This window comes from Streptomyces sp. NBC_01439 (assembly GCF_036227605.1).
In the GTDB taxonomy this organism is placed as follows: Bacteria; Actinomycetota; Actinomycetes; order Streptomycetales; family Streptomycetaceae; genus Streptomyces.
Genome location: NZ_CP109487.1, coordinates 5,381,239 through 5,398,017, shown reverse-complemented (window position 1 = coordinate 5,398,017; position 16,779 = coordinate 5,381,239). Strand labels below are relative to the sequence as shown.

Sequence of the window (16,779 nt, the reverse complement as noted above, 5' to 3'; positions counted from 1 at the left end):
GCGGGCTCACATCCGGAAGACGCCGAAGCCGCCACGGGCGCCCTCGACGGGGGCGTTGTGGACGGCCGACAGGCACAGGCCGAGGACGGTACGGGTGTCGCGCGGGTCGATGACCCCGTCGTCGTAGATCCGCCCGGACAGGAACATCGGGAGGGACTCGGACTCGATCTGCGCTTCGACGAAGGCTCGCATTCCGGCGTCCTGTTCCTCGTCGTACGGGAGGCCCTTGGCGGCGGCCGACTGGCGGGACACGATGGAGAGCACTCCGGCCAGCTGCTGGGGCCCCATGACGGCGGACTTGGCGCTGGGCCAGGCGAAGAGGAAGCGGGGTTCGTAGGCGCGGCCGCACATGCCGTAGTGGCCGGCGCCGTAGCTCGCGCCGATGAGTACGGACAGGTGCGGGACCTTCGAGTTGGAGACCGCGTTGATCATCATCGAGCCGTGTTTGATGATGCCGCCCTGCTCGTACTCCTTGCCGACCATGTAGCCGGTGGTGTTGTGGAGGAAGAGGAGGGGGATGTCGCGCTGGTTGGCGAGCTGGATGAACTGTGCGGCCTTCTGGGACTCGGCGCTGAACAGCACGCCCTGCGCGTTGGCGAGGATGCCGACCGGGTAGCCGTGCAGGGTGGCCCAGCCGGTGACGAGGCTGGGGCCGTAGAAGGGCTTGAACTCGTCGAAGTCGGAGGCGTCGACGATCCGGGCGATGACCTCGCGCGGGTCGAAGGGGGTCTTCAGGTCGGGCGGGACGATGCCGAGGAGTTCCTCGGGGTCGTGGAGGGGTTCCTGGGCCTTCGGCGGGTCCTGGCGCGGCTTGCGGTGGTTCAGGCGGGCCACGACGCGGCGGGCCTGGCGGATCGCGTCGTGCTCGTCGAGGGCGTAGTGGTCGGCGAGTCCGGAGACGCGGGCGTGCATGTCGGCGCCGCCGAGGGACTCGTCGTCGCTCTCTTCGCCGGTGGCCATCTTGACCAGGGGCGGACCGCCGAGGAACACCTTGGAACGGTCCTTGATCATGATCGTGTGGTCGGACATGCCGGGAACGTACGCGCCTCCGGCGGTGGAGTTGCCGAAGACGACGGCGACGGTCGGGATGCCTTCGGCCGAGAGCCGGGTGAGGTCGCGGAAGACCGCGCCGCCCGGGATGAAGATCTCCTTCTGGGAGGGCAGGTCGGCGCCGCCGGACTCCACGAGGCTGATGCAGGGGAGGCGGTTCTGCCGGGCGATCTCGTTGGCGCGCAGCGCCTTCTTCAGCGTCCACGGGTTGGAGGCGCCGCCGCGGACGGTGGGGTCGTTGGCGGTGATCAGGCACTCGACGCCCTCGACGGTGCCGATGCCGGTGACCATGGAGGCGCCGACGGGGTAGTCGCTGCCCCAGGCGGCGAGCGGGGACAGTTCCAGGAACGGGGTGTCGGGGTCGAGGAGCAGCTCGACGCGCTCGCGCGCCAGGAGCTTGCCGCGGGCCCGGTGGCGGGCCGTGTACTTCTCGCCGCCGCCCTGCAGGGCCTTGGCGTGCTCGGCGTCGAGGGCGGCGAGGCGTTCCAGCGCGGCGGTACGGGCCTGCGCGTGCTCGGGGGCGTGCGGGTCGACGGTGGTGCCGAGGCGGGTCATGGGGTGGCCTCCGGGGCCGGGAGGAGGGCGACGGGAATGTCGAGGTGGCGGGCGCGGAGCCATTCGCCGAGGGCCTTGGCCTGGGGGTCGAAGCGGTGGCCGGAGGCGACGCCGTCGCCGAGGATGCCGGTGACGGTGAAGTTGAGGGCCCTCAGCAGCGGCAGCTCGTGGCGGGTGACGGTGTGCTGCGCGGTCTCGGGGAGCAGTTCCTGGAACACCTCGGCGGTGAGGGTGTCGCGCAGCCAGTCCCAGGCGGGGTCGGTCTCGACCCACACCCCGACGTTGGCGTCCCCGCCCTTGTCGCCGCTGCGGGCCCCGGCCAGCGCCCCGAGGGGGGCGCGGACGGTCTCCCGGGGCTCCGCCCCGGACCCGGCGGGGGCTCCGCCCCCGACCCCTTCGGGGGCTCCGCCCCCGGACCCCCGCGCCTCAAACGCCGGCGGGGCTGGAAATGCGGGGGGCTCCGCCGGTGGGACTGGGGGTGCAGGGGGCTCCGCCGGCGGGGCTGGATGTGCGGGGGGCTGGGGCGGTGGGGCCGGGACTCGTACGTGGGTGCCGTCCGGGAGGACCGCCACGTGCGGGACCTCGTCCGACGGGACCAGGGTCGAGGTGAAGACGCCGTAGGGCTGCGCCGGGCCCGGTGGGGCGGTGACGTGGAAGCCCGGGTAGCTGCCGAGGGCCAGTTCGATCGCCGTCGAGGTCAGGGCGCGGCCCACCCGGTCCGGGGACGGGTCGCGGACGACCAGTCGCAGGAGGGCGGAGGCCGTCTCCTGCGTGTCGGCGTCCTCGTGGTCGGTGCGGGCCAGGGTCCAGGTGGCGTCAACCACGCCTTCCAACACCTCGGCCAGTTGGGTGCGGACGAGGTCCGCCTTGGCCTCGACGTCCAGGCCCGTCAGGACGAAGACGACCTCGTTGCGCCAGCCGCCGATCCGGGTGACGCCCACCTTCAGGGAGGGCGGCGGGGCCTCTCCGCGCACTCCCGTGAGCCGTACCCGGTCGGCGCCCTCGTCGGTCAGCCGGACGGTGTCCAGACGGGTGGTCACGTCCGGGCCGAGGTAGCGCACGCCCTGGGTTTCGTAGAGGAGTTGGGCGGTGACGGTGCCGGCGGTGACGGCTCCGCCCGTGCCGGGGTGTTTCGTGATGACCGCCGAGCCGTCCGCGGAGATCTCCGCCAGCGGGAAGCCGGGGCGGCGGACGTCGTGCCGGGCGAAGAAGGAGTAGTTGCCGCCGGTGGCTTGGGTGCCGCACTCCAAGACGTGGCCCGCGGCCACCGCCCCCGCCAACCGGTCGTAGTCGTCCGCGGCCCAGTCGAACCACCAGGCCGCCGGGCCGCTCACCAGTGCCGCGTCCGTGACCCGGCCGGTGACCACCACGTCGGCGCCCGCCCGCAGGCAGGCCGTGATCCCGGCGCCCCCGAGGTAGGCGTTGGCCGTCAGGGCCCCGTCCGTCCGTGCGGTGAGGTCGTCGCCCTCGACGTGGGCGACCCGCACCGGGACGCCCACCTTCGCCGCCAAAGCCATTACGGCGTCGGCGAGTCCGGCCGGGTTGAGGCCGCCGGCGTTCGTAACGATCCGCACGCCGCGCTCGTGCGCGAGCCCGAGCCCCTCCTCCAACTGGCGCAGGAAGGTCTTGGCGTAGCCGAGGTCCGGGTTCTTCAGACGGTCGCGGCCCAGGATCAGCATGGTCAGCTCGGCGAGGTAGTCGCCGGTCAGCACGTCCAGCGGGCCGCCGGTCACCATCTCGCGCAGGGCGCCGAAACGATCCCCGTAGAAACCCGAGGCGTTGCCGATGACGAGGGGGCGCCGGGTCACCGCGCGGCCCCCGGCTCCCGGCCGGCTCCCGCCGGGCCGGCGAAGGCCTGGGCGATGTCCAGCCAGCGGTCCGCGTCGGGGCCGGTCGCGATGAGCTCGAGGTCGGCGCGGTGGGCCCGCTGGGTGACCAGCAGGCAGAAGTCGAGCGCCGGGCCGGTGATCCGCTGCGGGGCGTCCGGCGGGCCGTAAGTCCACACCTCGGGGCCCTCGGGGGCCGTCAGCTCCACCCGGAACTGCTCGGCGGGCGCGGGCAGTCCGCGTACGGCGTAGGCGTAGTCGCGGGCCCGTACGCCGATCCGCGCCACGTGCCGCAGCCGCGCGGTCGGGGTGCGGTGGACGCCGAGCGCGTCGGCGACGTCCTGGCCGTGCGCCCAGGTCTCCATCAGCCGGGCGCTGGCCATGGAGGCGGCCTTCATCGGCGGCCCGTACCAGGGGAAGCGGGTGTCGGGCGAGGCTTCGGACAACGCCTCGTCGAGGGCGGCACGCGTGGCGCGCCAGCGGGCGAGCAGCTCGGCGGGGGCCAGCTCCGCGCCCTCGCGCGCGCCCTCGTCGACGAAGGTGTTGGGGGCCTTCAGGGCCTCCTCGGCCATGTGGCCGAAGCCGACGGCGTCGGTGAGGGAGAGCAGCGAGGCCCGGTCGGTCCAGTGCAGGTGGGCGATCTGGTGGGCGATGGTCCAGCCGGGCGCGGGGGTGGCCCGGGCCCAGTCGGGGGCGGTCAACTCTGCTACCACGGAGTCCAGTTCGCGGCCTTCCTCGCGCAGATCTGCGAAGACGGTGACGGCTGCGTCGACGGCGGACGGATCGGGCACGGTGCGCTCCCTTTCTCGGCGTGAGGGGAAGACTGGCAGCACCCGGCAAAACAATCAAGCATGCTTGCATGATTTTCTCGAGTGGCGACGCCTTCCCGCCACCCGAGCCAAACCACTTCACGGGAAAGGCAGTTGTCGCGCACAGCGCCGGCCGCAGGTCCCGCCGCTCGACGGCCCGCGGGCGCAGTGGGGGCGATTTCGGCCGTAAGCCGGAAACTCGCGATACGTCACTGGATGTCCCCTCGATACTGAACGTTCCGCTCCGGGCCCGGGCGGGCGCACCAGTTCGTGTCACTCGACGAAGACGACGAAGAGGATGGACTGACGTGACTCCAGCCGCCCGCACCCCCTTCTCCCTCTATCCCGAACTCGACGCGACCGCCCTCACCGCCTTCGTGACCGCCCTGGAGAGCGGCGACGTCACCGGCCTCGCCCCCGCCCGCGCCGCCGAGATCGCCGAGGTCCGCTCGGTCGCCGTCTTCACCCGCGGCAAGGTGACCGGCGCCGACGGGGACCTCCTCGACGCCGCGCTCTGGCGACACACCGGAACCCAGCCGCGCCCCGCGATCATCATGCCCTCGCCCTGGTCCGGCCTGGGCTGGCTCCCGTACGCCGTCCAGGCCTCCCTCTTCGCCGCCCGCGGTTACAACGTCCTCGCCTACTCCACCCGAGGCTTCGCCGGCTCCGAGGGCCAGGTCGACGTGGCGGGCCCGCTCGACGTCGCCGACGGCAGCCGGGCCCTGGACCACCTCATCGAGCGCAGCACCGGCCCGGTGACGAAGATCGGCTTCCTCGGGGACTCGTACGGCTCCGGCATCAGCCAGCTCGTCGCCGCGCACGACACCCGCATCGACGCCGTGGTCGCGCTCAGCACCTGGGGCGACCTCGGCGAGGCCTTCTACGAGAACTCCACCCGGCACATCGCGGCCGTACGGGCCCTGCTCGACGCGGCCGCGAAGGCCCGACTGAGCCCGCAGACGCAGAGCGTCTTCGACAACGTCCTCGCCAACCGCGACGTCCAGGGCACCCTGCGCTGGGCGGAGACCCGCTCGCCCTTCACCCACATCAAGGAACTCAACCGCCGTCAGGTGCCGGTCTTCTTCTCGCTCGCCTGGCACGAGACCCTCTTCCCGCCCAACCAGACGCTGAAGATGTTCAACGAACTGACCGGCCCCAAACGCCTCGCCGTCTCCATCGGCGACCACTCCGGCCCCGAGATGACCGGAATACTCGGTCTGCCCAACCGGATCTGGACGGACGCCCACCGCTGGCTCGACCACCACCTCAAGGAGATCGACAACGGCATCGACGCCGAGGGCCAGGTGCTCGGCGAGATCATGTGGAGCAAAACCCTCGAACCCCGCCCCACCTGGCCCTCCCTCACCGAACGCCTGGAACGGCTGCACCTGGCGGACGACGGCGAACTCGGCGACGAACCACAGGCCGGTTGGACCTCGACCGTGCTGTGCGGGGTGGACACCCCGGCGACCGTCGCCGACAAGGTGGTGCAGTCCGGCTACGCGGAGATCGCCGGCCGCCCGAAGGTCTACCGGACCCAGGACATCGACCGGACCGTCGCCGCCGTGTGGACGTCGGAACCGGCCGGGGAGACCACCCGACTGCGCGGCACACCGCGGCTGCGCGTGACGTACCGGGCGGCGAACCCCGGATCCACCTTCGTCGCGTACCTCCTCGACACGGCACCCGACGGCACGGCGCACCTCATCACGCACGCCCCGTACACCGACGTCGACTCCCCGCCCGACAGCCTGATCAGCGCGGACATCGACCTCCAGGCCACGGCCTACGACGTGCCGCGCGGCCACCGCCTGATGCTGGTGATCGACGCCCGCGACCCCTTCTACGCCGACGCCAACCTGCCCCGCGCCACCCTGGCGTTCACCTCCCCGGAGCCCACCCCGTCCTACCTGGACCTCCCCCTCGGCTGATCCCGCGCGCCCGCCCGGCCGCCACGACCGACCGGGCGGGCTTGGCCATCGGACACGGTTCGACGGAGGGTACGGACATGAGTTTCCGGTTGGCGGCCTACGCCGTGTGCATCGAGGACGGCCGGGTGCTGCTCGCCCGCCATGTGTCTCCGGAGGGCAGGAGCACCTGGTTCCTTCCGGGCGGCAGGGTCGAGCACGGGGAGGATCCGTTCGACGCGGTGATCCGGGAGGTCGCCGAGGAGACCGGCTGCGACGCCGTGGTCGATCGCCTGCTGGGTGTGGACTCCAGGCTGATCCCCGCGGCCGAACGCTCCGTACCCGGCGGCCCGGACCACCAGAACGTCGGTGTCTTCTACCGGGTGCGCATCACCGGCGGCCGGCTCCGGCCGGAGCCTGACGGCGCGGTCGTCGAGTCGGCCTGGACCCCGATCCCCGACGTCACCGGACTCCGCCGCTCCTCGCTGGTCGACATCGGCCTCGCACTGTCGCACACCCTCCCCGCAACGGGCCACGTCGCCGCCGTCCGGGTCGGCGGTCTGATCCAGCACTGAGCCCGGTGGCGGCCCCATCTCTGCGGCAGTTCTGTCAGCACCATAGTGGGGTACGGGTACGTACCCGTACCCTAAGGGGATGGGAAGGAGCACCACCATGCCCGATGCCAACGTCCGTATCCCGGAAGAGGCCAAGGACAGACTGGCCGCCATAGCGGCCGCCGAGGGCCTGTCCCTTCGCGCCTACCTGGCGCGCTTGGCGGAAACACTCCTGACCCCGGCCGAGCGCGCCGAGCGGGCCGAAGCGGCCCGGGCCGCCCTGAAGGAGTGGAACGGCTACGCCCCCACAGCGGCCCAGCAGCAGGACCTCGACAGCGAGCTCGACCGACGCCTCGCGCAGGCGATGCCCCAGTGACCGAGTCGATGCACATCGTCCTGGACGAGACGGCCATGGAGGCGGCCGGGCTGGGGAACATCCTGGCTTCACGACTCATCCATCGCGCCCACGCGGAAACGGGCTGGTACCTGTACGCGCCCACCTGCGCGCTCGTCGAAGCCGACCGGGCTCGCCCCGGCACCGCCGAGCACCTTGCAGCGCTTCCCGGCATCACCGTCGTCGACCTGGACCTACCGGCCGCACTCGCCGTGTCGACGTACGAAAGCTGGGCCGAGGCACACAGCCTGTACGTGGCACAGCCGACGCCCGACCGGCCCGCAGGCGCGGTGGTCGCCACCACGGCCCCGAAGCGATGGGTCGGACAGCCGGTCCGGGTCCTCGATCTCACCCCGTAGGTGGCGGGCGGCCTCCGTCCAGCCCCAGACGGGCCGAACACGTGGCGGGCGGCCTCCGTCCAACCCCAGACGGGCCGAACACGCCGAAGAATGAAAAGCGCGTAGCGATCGGACGCGCCCACCGACCCGGAGGCCGTCCCGGTGGGCCCCGTCTCGGGACCGTGCCCCACCGGGATCTGCCCGGGCGTGTCCGACGGCCCCGCGCCTGAAGGCATCCCCCCGGCCGTTCCCTTCGGGGGTTCCCGGCAGTGTCTTCGTATCTCCGGGGCGGGACGGTCGGTCAAGGGTGGCCGCAGGCCATCGCGCAGCGACGCGAGGAACGAGCGCCCTTGAGGGACCGGCCCGACACGGAAGGACGATGGGACTGCCGGGAACCCCCGAACACGTCCCCGACGCCGATCAAGAGGCTCCCGCCCGCCGGATCCACCCCGCGCTGTGACGGCCCCGCGTACGCAGGCCCCGTACCTCCCTCGACCCTCCCTCGACCTTCCCTCAGCCCGCCCCGCCCGCTCCCCCGCCCGCCTGCGCCGTCGCCCGCAGGAGGTCCCGCAGGAGGTCGAAGTCGACCTTGGCGGGGTTGCGGAAGCGCAGGCAGGCCTTGCCCATGTCGTGGGGGGCCAGGCGGTCCGCGAAGGCGTCCCGGACGTCCGTGCGCATCAGGTAGAAGGAGATGTACTGCTTCTGGTTCGCCCAGGCGATCTCGCCGGCGGTCCCGCCCGCCCGCACGTACACCGGCATCCCGTACGCGATCCCCTCCTCGAACCCGGTCAGCTCCTCCAGGCACAGCTCCCGCAGCCGTACCAGGGCCTCCCGTCGGGCCTCGGGGACCGCGGCCAGGTAGGTGGCGACGTCCATCAGGCGGCCTTCTTCCGGATCTGCGAGCGGACCGCACCCATGCTGGCCGCGATCACGAGGGCGACGGCCAGGGCGTCCAGTGCGGACATGGCCTGGTTCAGGACGAGGAAGCCCGCGGCCGCGGCGATGGCCGGCTCCAGGCTCATCAGGATCGCGAAGGTCGGCGCCGGCATCCGCCGCAGCGCGAGCAGTTCCAGGGTGTACGGCAGGACGGAGGACAGGACGGCCACGCCCACACCCAGCGCGAGCGTGCTCGGGACCAGCAGGGCCGGGCCTGCTTCGGCGATGCCCAGCGGAAGCGAGATGACCGCGGCCACCGCCATCGCCAGCGCGAGCCCGTCCGCCTGCGGGAAGCGGCGGCCGGTACGCGCGCTGAACACGATGTACGCCGCCCACATCGCGCCCGCCCCGAGCGCGAACGCCGCGCCCAGCGGGTCGAGGGAGCCGAAGCCGGGGCCGCCCCCGCCGTGCCCGGACAGCAGGACCACACCACCGAGTGCGAGGCCGGCCCACAAGACGTTGACCAGGCGCCGGGAGACGATGACGGAGAGGGCGAGCGGTCCGAGGACCTCCAGGGTGACCGCGGGACCGAGCGGGATCCGGTCGATGGACTGGTAGAAGAGGCCGTTCATACCGGCCATGGCGACGCCGAAGGCGAGCACCGTGCCCCAGTCGGAACGGGAGTAGCCGCGCACCTTCGGGCGGCACAGGACCAGCAGCACGAGCGCGGCGGCCGCGAGCCGCAGGGTGACCACGCCCGCCGCACCCGCCCTCGGCATGATCATGACCGCGAGCGCGGCACCGAACTGCACCGAGATCCCCGCCGAGATCACCAGCGCCACGGGACCGAGGCCGGAACTGAGGCTCGAACCCGAACCCGAACCCGAACCGGAACCCGAACCGGAAGCGGAACCCGAACCGGGACCCTGGGCGGGCGACGGGGCCGGTGCGGCGACGGCCGGCAAGGCCGCCGGGGAGGACGAAGAGGAAGGTGCGGGCATCTCTCCAGACTAAGGGCCCGTAAGGAGTGTCGCCGCATGTCCTGCCTTACAACCGTAAGAACTCTGCGCTACCCCCCTTCGCCCAGCCCCTCCGCCAGGAGCTCCGCCAGGTGCCGGCCCCGGACCCCGCCCAGCTGGGCGATCTGCGTACGGCACGAGAACCCGTCCGCCTGGATCACGGCGTCCCGCGGCGCCGCGCGCAGGGACGGGAGCAGCTGTTCCTCCGCACAGGCCACCGACACCTCGTGGTGCCCCGGCTCGAAGCCGAAGTTGCCCGCCAGCCCGCAGCAGCCCCCGCTGAGCTCGCCCACCAGCCCGGCCCGTTCCCGCAGCCTCCGGTCGGGGCCGTCCCCCAGCACCGCGTGCTGGTGGCAGTGGGTCTGGCCGACCACTTCCCGATCCAGGCGCGGCGGCCGCCAGTCCGGTGCGCACTCCTCCAGGGTCTCGGCGAAGGTCCGCACCGCCGCCGCGAGGCGGGCCGCCCGGGGGTCGTCGGGGAGCAGGGCGGGCAGGTCGGTGCGCAGGGCCGCGGCGCAGCTCGGTTCGAGGACGGTGACGGGGCCGGAGACCTCGCCGACGGTGTCGAGCGTTCGTCTCAGGACCGTGCGGGCGCGGTCGAGGCGACCGGTGGACACGTACGTCAGTCCGCAGCACACCCGGCCGCCGCGGGGGACGGACGCGTCCAGCCCGGCGGCCCGGAGCACGCGGAGCGCGGCGTGGCCGACCTCGGGGGCGAGGTACTCCGTGAACGTGTCGGGCCACAAGGTGACGACGCGGCCGAAACCGCGGCCGGAACCTGAGCCGAAGCGCCGGCCGGGCCCGGAGCCGGAGCTCGGCCCCGCGCCCCGCGCGAGCCGCCCCGCGCCCCGCGTGAACGGCCGCTCCGCCAGCTCCGGCAGGGCCCGTTCCGGGGTCAGCCCCGGCACCGGTACCGGTAGGAGGCGCACGGCCGCGTTGACCGCCCGCGCCGCCCGCAGGCCGGCGATCAGCCGGAGCCAGTCCGGCAGGCCGCCCAGTGCGTAGTGCGACAGCGGGCGGATCCGGCCCGCCCAGTGGCGGTGCAGGAACTCCGCCTTGTACGCGGCCATGTCCACGCCCACCGGGCAGTCGCTGCGGCAGCCCTTGCACCCCAGGCACAGGTCGAGCGCCCCGGCGACCTCCGCCGAGCGCCAGCCGTCGGTGACGATCTCCCCGGCCAGCATCTCGTGCAGCAGCCGCGCCCGACCCCGGGTGGAGTGCTGCTCCTCCCCCGTGACCCGGTACGACGGGCACATCACCGAGGCGCCTGAGCCTGCGCCCGCGCCCGTGTCCGTGGTCCGGCACTTCGCGACGCCCACGCACCGCGCGACCTCACCCGCGAACGAGGTGGCCGGCAGCACCGCGAAGCGCAGGTTCTCGTCCAGTCGCGCGGGCCGGACCAGCATCCCCGGGTTCATCCCGCCCGCCGGGTCCCACACGTCCTTGTACGCGCCGAAGAGCCGGACCACCTCCGTCCCGTACATCTTCGGCAGCAGCTCCGCCCGCGCCTGCCCGTCCCCGTGCTCCCCCGACAGGGACCCGCCGTGCGCGACGACCAGGTCGGCCAGTTCCCCGGAGAAGTCCCGGAAGCGGGCGATGCCCGCCGCCGACACCAGGTCGAAGTCGATCCGTACGTGGACGCAGCCCTCGCCGAAGTGCCCGTACGGGGATCCGTGCAACCCGTGCGCCGCCAGCAGGGCCCGGAACTCCCTCAGGTACGCCCCCAGCCGGGCCGGCGGCACCGCGCAGTCCTCCCATCCCGGCCAGGCCATCCCGCCCCCCGGCATCCGGGTGGCCGTGCCCGCCGCGTCCTCGCGGATCCGCCACAGAGCGCGCTGCGCCGCCGGGTCGGTGACGAGCAGCCGGTCCACCGCGTCGGCGGCCCGCAGCAGGGGCCGCGCCGCGCCCTCGTCGGGCATCTCCACGAACAGCCACGCTCCGCCCCGGGGCAGCGCCGGGGCGGAGCGGGCATCCGGGGCCGTGCCGCCCAACAGGTCCTCGGCCATCCCCTCCACCGTCAGCGGCCGGTACGGCAGCAGCCCGGCCGCCGCGTCCGCCGCCGCGCTCTCGTCCGCGTACCCGAGCACGGCGAGCACCGGCGCGCGCGGCGCCTCCACCAGGCGCACCACCGCCTCCGTCACCACCCCGAGCGTGCCCTCGCTCCCGCAGAACGCCCGCGCCAGCTGCACCCCGCGCTCGGGCAGCAGCGCGTCGAGACCGCCGTAGCCGGAGATCCGCCGCGAGAAGCCGGGCGGCATCCCGGCGGGCGTCATCCCGGTGCGCAGCAGTCCCAGGTGTCCGGTGACCAGCTCCCGCAGGCCGGCCGGGGCGCCCGACCAGCCGCTCGCGATCCGGTGCGCGGTGCCCCCGTACGCCGTCACGGCCAGCTCGGTCACGTTGTCCGCGGTGGTGCCCCAGGCCACCGAGTGGGCCCCGCACGCGTTGTTGCCGATCATGCCGCCGAGGGTGCAGCGGGAGTGCGTGGACGGGTCGGGCCCGAAGGTCAGCCCGTACGGGCGCACGGCGTCCCGCAGCCGGTCGAGGACCAGTCCGGGCTGGACCACGGCCGTCCTGGCCGCCGGGTCCACCGACACGAGGCCGTTCATGTGCCGGGTGAGGTCGAGGACCACGCCCACCCCGGTGGCCTGGCCGGCGATGGAGGTCCCGCCGCCGCGCGGCACGACCGGGACCCCGGCCTCCGCGCACACCGCGAGCGCGGCCGCCACGTCGTCGGCGTCGCGCGGGGCGACCACGCCCACCGGTACGCGCCGGTAGTTGGAAGCGTCCATGGTGGCCAGGGCCCGTGCGGCGGCGCCGAAGTCGACCTCCCCGCGTAGGTTCTCCCGCAATGTCCGTTCGAGTTCACCGGGTGACGTCACGTCACCAGCCTCCCACCGGACGGAACCGTCTCATCGGGTGGACGCGCGTCCGGAGCGCGGACCGGGACCCGATACGCTCCGCTCGTGGCTGAGATCCAGATTCCCGCTGACATCAAGCCCGCCGACGGACGCTTCGGCGCGGGCCCCTCCAAGGTGCGGACCGAGGCGCTGGACGCCCTCGCCGCCACCGGTACCTCCCTGCTCGGAACCTCACACCGCCAGGCCCCGGTCAAGAACCTGGTCGGCTCGGTGCGCCAGGGCCTCCGGGACCTCTTCTCCCTCCCCGAGGGGTACGAGGTGATCCTGGGCAACGGCGGCTCCACCGCCTTCTGGGACATCGCGACCGCCGGTCTGATCGAGCGGAAGTCCCAGCACCTCACCTTCGGCGAGTTCTCCTCGAAGTTCGCCACGGCCGCGAAGCTCGCGCCGTGGCTGGACGCGCCGTCCGTGATCTCCTCCGACCCGGGCACGCACCCGGAGCCGGTGGCCGAGGCGGGCGTGGACGTGTACGCGTACACCCACAACGAGACCTCGACGGGTGTGGCGGCGCCGATCAAGCGCGTCGCGGGCGCCGATGCCGGGTCCCTCGTTCTGGTGGACGCGACCTCGGGCGCCGGCGGTCTGCCGGTGGACATCACCGAGACGGACGTCTACTACTTCGCCCCGCAGAAGTCCTTCGCCTCGGACGGCGGCCTGTGGCTGGCCGCGTTCTCCCCGGCCGCCCTGGAGCGCGCCGCCCGCGTGCACGCCTCCGGCAGCCGGCACATCCCGGAGTTCTTCTCGCTGCCGACGGCGATCGACAACTCGCTGAAGAACCAGACGTACAACACCCCGGCACTGTCCACCCTCTTCCTGCTGGACCAGCAGCTGCAGTGGATGAACAGCCAGGGCGGCCTGGAGTTCACCACCGGCCGTACGGCGGCCAGTGCGCGCAACCTGTACGGCTGGGCGGAGGCGTCCAAGTACGCGACCCCGTTCGTGGTGGACGCCGACAAGCGCTCGTCCGTCATCGGCACGATCGACTTCTCGGACGACATCGACGCGGCGGCCGTCGCCAAGGTGCTGCGCGCCAACGGGATCGTGGACACCGAGCCGTACCGCAAGCTCGGCCGCAACCAGCTCCGCATCGCGATGTTCCCGGCGATCGACCCGGCGGACGTGCAGGCGCTGACGGCCTGCATCGACTACGTGATCGACAAGCTCTGACCGCTACCCGCCCGGTACGACGAGAAGCCCCCGGTGACCTGCTGTCGCCGGGGGCTTCGGCGTTCCCCGGACACCCCGGGGCCACCGGCGTGGGCGTTCTCCCGCACGCGGTACCTTCAGGGCTCCGGCGGCGATTTTGGAGGCAGCGGAGTGAGCGTGCGAGTGACGGCGGCCCAGAGCGGTGTGGACCCCTTCGGCACGGCCCGGCTGCGGCGCGGGGTGCTCGACGCGTGGGGTGCGGGCCCGGCCCGGTTCCGCGAGGACGCCAACGCCGAGGAGGACCTCGCGCTCGGCGGCTACCGGGACCGGCTCGTCATCGAGTTGGCGCAGAACGCCGCCGACGCCGCGGCCCGGGCCAAGGTGCCCGGCCGGCTGCGGCTCACCCTGCACGAGGGCGAGGGCGGGCACGCGCTGCTGGCCGTCGCCAACACCGGTGCCCCGCTGGACGCGACGGGCGTGGAGTCGCTGAGCACGCTGCGCGCCTCCGCCAAGCGGGAGCCCGCCGGCGACAGCGTCGGCCGGTTCGGCGTCGGCTTCGCGGCCGTGCTGGCCGTCTCCGACGAACCCGCGGTGCTCGGCCGCCACGGCGGCGTGCGCTGGTCCCTGGCCGAGGCCCGGGAGTTGGCCCGGGGCGCGGCCGTCGGCAGCCCCGGCCTCGGCGACGAACTGCGCCGCCGCGACGGGCACGTTCCGCTGCTGCGCCTCCCGCTGCCCGCCGAGGGCACCGCCCCCGAGGGCTACGACACCGTCGTGGTCCTCCCGCTGCGCGACGCCGCCGCCGAGGCTCTGGTGGAACGGCTGCTGGCGGGCGTCGACGACGCCCTGCTGCTGACGCTGCCCGGGCTGCGCGAGGTCGTCGTGGAGACCCCGACCGCGGGTGCGCGCACCCTGTACCGGCGCGACGAGGGCCCGTACACGGTCATCGAGGACACCAGCGCCTCCGGTACGGTCACCCACCGCTGGCGCACCGTCCGCCACGGCGGCCCCATCGAGCGCGCGCTGCTCGCCGACCGGCCCGTCGAGGAGCGGCTGCGGCCCGCCTGGGCGGTGTCCTGGGCCGTGCCGGTCGACTCCGACGGCGCCCCGGTCCGCCCGGCCACGGCCCCCGTGGTGCACGCCCCGACCCCCACCGACGAACCGCTGGGCATCCCGGCGCTGCTCATCGCGACCCTGCCGCTGGACACCACCCGCCGGCATCCCGCGCCGGGGCCGCTGCTCGACTTCCTCGTGGAGCGCGCGGCCGACGCGTACGCCGAACTCCTGGGCGCCTGGGACCCGGTGACGACCGCCCTCGTGGACCTGGTGCCCGGCCCGCTCGGCAAGGGCGAGCTGGACGGGGCCCTGCGCGCGGCCGTCCTCCAGCGCCTGCCCCGTACCGCTTTCCTCGCGCCGGCCGCGCCGCCCGAGCACGCGGAGGAGCGCGCCGCCCTGCGCCCCTTCGAAGCGGAGGTGGTGGAGGGCGCGGGCGCCGACACCGTACGCGTCCTCGCCGAGGTGCTGCCGACCCTGCTGCCGGCGGGCCTGGAGCGCCGGGCCGAGCTGCGCGCCCTGGGGGTGGGCCGGCTCCCGCTGGGCGATGCCATCGAGCGGATCGCCGGCATCGAGCGGACCCCCGAGTGGTGGCACCGGCTCTACGACAGCCTCGCCGGGGTGGACCCCGACCGGCTGTCGGGGCTGCCCGTGCCGCTCGCCGACGGCCGCACTTCGATCGGCCCCCGGCACATCCTGCTGCCCGGCGCGGACACGCCGGCGGACCTGGCCCGGCTGGGTCTGAAGGTGGCCCACCCGGACGCGGCGCACCCGCTGCTGGAGAAGCTCGGCGCCCTCCCAGCCACGGCCCGCGCGGTCCTGACGACCCCGCAGGTGCGGGCGGCCGTCGCCGCCTCCCTCGACGCGGGGGAGATCTGGGACGAGGACGCCGACGCCCTGGACGCCGACGAGCTGGCCGAGGTGGTCCTCGGGCTCGTCCGGGACGCCGAACTGGCGCCGGGCGACGAGCCCTGGCTCGGCGCGCTGGCCCTGCCGGACGAGGAGGGGGAACTGGTCCCGGCGGGCGAGCTCCTGCTGCCGGGCAGCCCGCTGGCCTCGGTGATCCGCGAGGACGAGGTGCCGTACGTGGACGCGGACCTCGCCGAGCGGTGGGGTGCGGGCCCGCTCACCGCGTGCGGGGTCCTGGCCACCTTCCAGCTGGTCCGCGCCACCGACGTGGTCCTCGACCCGGACGAACTGGAACCGCGCGAGGGCGACTTCGCCGAGCCCGACGACGCGGGCCTGCTGGACGCGGTCGACGTGTGGTGCGAGGACCTCCTGGACCAGCTGCCGGACCTCCCGGTCCCGCCGGTGGCGACCGAACTGATCGCCGTCCGCGACCTCGACCTCGTCGACGACGACTGCTGGCCGCAGGCCCTGGCGATGCTCGCGCAGCCGCCGCTGCGCGACGCGCTGACCCAGCCCGTGCGGATCCTGCTGCCGGACGGCACCACGCAGTCGGTGCGCCCGTACACCGCCTGGTGGCTGCGCGACCACCCGGTGCTCGACGGCCGCCGCCCGGCGGGCCTGCGCGCGGCGGGCGGCGATCCGCTGCTGCAAGGCCTCTACACCTCGGCGGACGCCACGGGCTTCGAGGACGAGCAGGTCCTGCGGGCGCTGGGCGTACGGACCAGCGTGGCGGCCCTGCTGGACGAGCCCGGCGGCGCCGCCGAACTGCTGGGGCGGCTCGCCGACCCGGACCGCGAGGTCACCGGCCACCAGCTGCACGGGCTGTACGGCGCGCTGGCCGATCTGGACCCCGAGCAGGTCACCCTCCCGGACGAGCTGCGCGCGGTGGTGGACGGCGAGGTGCTCGTGGTGGACGCGGCCGACGCGGTGATCGCGGACGCGCCGGACCTGCTCCCGCTGACGGCGGGGCTGCCGCTGCTGCCAGTCCCCCCGGCGCGCGCGGCGGACCTCGCGGACCTGCTGCAGGTCCGCCGCCTCTCGGCGACCGTTCCGGCGGAGGTGACCACGCCCGGCGAGGAGCACGAGGTACCGGAGTCGGTGCTCGTACTACTGGGTCCGGCCACTCCGACGACGTACGTCGAGCACGAGGAGCTGGTCGCGGGCGGCACGGAGCTCGACTGGCGCCGCACCCCCGACGGCACGCTGCACGCGTCCACGCTGGAGGGCGTGGCCGCCGGCCTCGCCTGGTCGGCGGGCCAGTGGCCGCGCCGCTTCGAAGTGGCGGCGCTGCTGGAGGACCCGTCGCGCACGGCGGAACTGGCCCGGGACCGCTGGTTCGACTGACCGGAGGCGGGCCGGGCCGGGCGCTGACCCGGCCCGGGCCCGGCTCTGGCCCTGCCCGGGGCGGGTCGGGTCGGGTCGGGTCAG

12 protein-coding genes are annotated in these 16,779 nt (G+C 74.0%); 6 read left to right on the top strand and 6 right to left on the bottom strand.

Annotation, left to right across the window (positions count from 1 at the left end; genetic code table 11):
• Positions 1 to 6 precede the first annotated feature (6 nt).
• From OG207_RS24380 to OG207_RS24370, 3 genes are all read right to left on the bottom strand, one after another.
• Positions 7 to 1,605 (bottom strand): acyl-CoA carboxylase subunit beta, encoded by a 1,599-nt coding sequence (locus OG207_RS24380; protein WP_329100797.1) that lies wholly within the window; start codon positions 1,603 to 1,605, stop codon positions 7 to 9.
• Positions 1,602 to 3,341, bottom strand: coding sequence for an acyclic terpene utilization AtuA family protein (locus tag OG207_RS24375; RefSeq protein WP_443072870.1), 1,740 nt, complete (start codon positions 3,339 to 3,341; stop codon positions 1,602 to 1,604). The genes OG207_RS24380 and OG207_RS24375 overlap by 4 nt, the downstream gene beginning before the upstream one ends.
• 68 nt (positions 3,342 to 3,409) lie before the next feature.
• Complete coding sequence (locus OG207_RS24370; RefSeq protein ID WP_329100792.1) at positions 3,410 to 4,222, bottom strand: TIGR03084 family metal-binding protein; 813 nt, start codon at positions 4,220 to 4,222, stop codon at positions 3,410 to 3,412.
• 326 nt (positions 4,223 to 4,548) lie between these two features.
• Here OG207_RS24370 and OG207_RS24365 point away from each other — a divergent pair, with 326 nt between their 5' ends.
• From OG207_RS24365 to OG207_RS24350, 4 genes are all read left to right on the top strand, one after another.
• Complete coding sequence (locus OG207_RS24365) at positions 4,549 to 6,171, top strand: CocE/NonD family hydrolase (protein WP_329100790.1); 1,623 nt, start codon at positions 4,549 to 4,551, stop codon at positions 6,169 to 6,171.
• Between the two features lie 77 nt (positions 6,172 to 6,248).
• Complete coding sequence (locus tag OG207_RS24360) at positions 6,249 to 6,722, top strand: NUDIX hydrolase (protein ID WP_329100788.1); 474 nt, start codon at positions 6,249 to 6,251, stop codon at positions 6,720 to 6,722.
• Positions 6,723 to 6,819: 97 nt separating this feature from the next.
• A complete protein-coding gene (locus tag OG207_RS24355; RefSeq protein WP_329100786.1) occupies positions 6,820 to 7,077 on the top strand; it encodes a hypothetical protein in 258 nt (85 codons plus the stop codon).
• Positions 7,078 to 7,085: 8 nt separating this feature from the next.
• A complete protein-coding gene (locus OG207_RS24350; RefSeq protein ID WP_329107829.1) occupies positions 7,086 to 7,454 on the top strand; it encodes a hypothetical protein in 369 nt (122 codons plus the stop codon).
• 492 nt (positions 7,455 to 7,946) lie between these two features.
• On the opposite strand, the gene OG207_RS24345 is transcribed toward OG207_RS24350, so the two are convergent.
• The 3 genes from OG207_RS24345 to OG207_RS24335 form a co-directional block, all read right to left on the bottom strand.
• Positions 7,947 to 8,309 (bottom strand): DUF1801 domain-containing protein, encoded by a 363-nt coding sequence (locus tag OG207_RS24345; RefSeq protein WP_329100784.1) that lies wholly within the window; start codon positions 8,307 to 8,309, stop codon positions 7,947 to 7,949.
• Positions 8,309 to 9,310, bottom strand: coding sequence for an EamA family transporter (locus OG207_RS24340; RefSeq protein ID WP_329100782.1), 1,002 nt, complete (start codon positions 9,308 to 9,310; stop codon positions 8,309 to 8,311). Before OG207_RS24340 ends, OG207_RS24345 begins: the two co-directional genes overlap by 1 nt.
• A 68-nt stretch (positions 9,311 to 9,378) precedes the next feature.
• Positions 9,379 to 12,117, bottom strand: coding sequence for an FAD-binding and (Fe-S)-binding domain-containing protein (locus OG207_RS24335; protein ID WP_329107827.1), 2,739 nt, complete (start codon positions 12,115 to 12,117; stop codon positions 9,379 to 9,381).
• A 174-nt stretch (positions 12,118 to 12,291) separates the two neighbouring features.
• On the opposite strand from OG207_RS24335, the gene serC reads away from it, so the two are divergent.
• Positions 12,292 to 13,413, top strand: coding sequence for a phosphoserine transaminase (gene serC, locus OG207_RS24330; protein ID WP_030013037.1), 1,122 nt, complete (start codon positions 12,292 to 12,294; stop codon positions 13,411 to 13,413).
• A gap of 150 nt (positions 13,414 to 13,563) precedes the next feature.
• Positions 13,564 to 16,695, top strand: a complete 3,132-nt coding sequence (locus tag OG207_RS24325) for a sacsin N-terminal ATP-binding-like domain-containing protein (protein ID WP_329100780.1) — start codon at positions 13,564 to 13,566, stop codon at positions 16,693 to 16,695.
• The last annotated feature ends 84 nt before the right edge of the window (positions 16,696 to 16,779 follow it).

Coding starts and splice junctions, on each gene's coding strand:
- OG207_RS24380 (WP_329100797.1), bottom strand. CDS start 1,605: ATGACCCGCCTCGGCACCACCGTCGACCCGCACGCCCCCGAGCACGCG.
- OG207_RS24375 (WP_443072870.1), bottom strand. CDS start 3,341: ATGGTGACCGGCGGCCCGCTGGACGTGCTGACCGGCGACTACCTCGCC.
- OG207_RS24360 (WP_329100788.1), top strand. CDS start 6,249: ATGAGTTTCCGGTTGGCGGCCTACGCCGTGTGCATCGAGGACGGCCGG.
- OG207_RS24355 (WP_329100786.1), top strand. CDS start 6,820: ATGCCCGATGCCAACGTCCGTATCCCGGAAGAGGCCAAGGACAGACTG.
- OG207_RS24350 (WP_329107829.1), top strand. CDS start 7,086: ATGCACATCGTCCTGGACGAGACGGCCATGGAGGCGGCCGGGCTGGGG.
- OG207_RS24345 (WP_329100784.1), bottom strand. CDS start 8,309: ATGGACGTCGCCACCTACCTGGCCGCGGTCCCCGAGGCCCGACGGGAG.
- OG207_RS24340 (WP_329100782.1), bottom strand. CDS start 9,310: ATGCCCGCACCTTCCTCTTCGTCCTCCCCGGCGGCCTTGCCGGCCGTC.
- OG207_RS24335 (WP_329107827.1), bottom strand. CDS start 12,117: ATGGACGCTTCCAACTACCGGCGCGTACCGGTGGGCGTGGTCGCCCCG.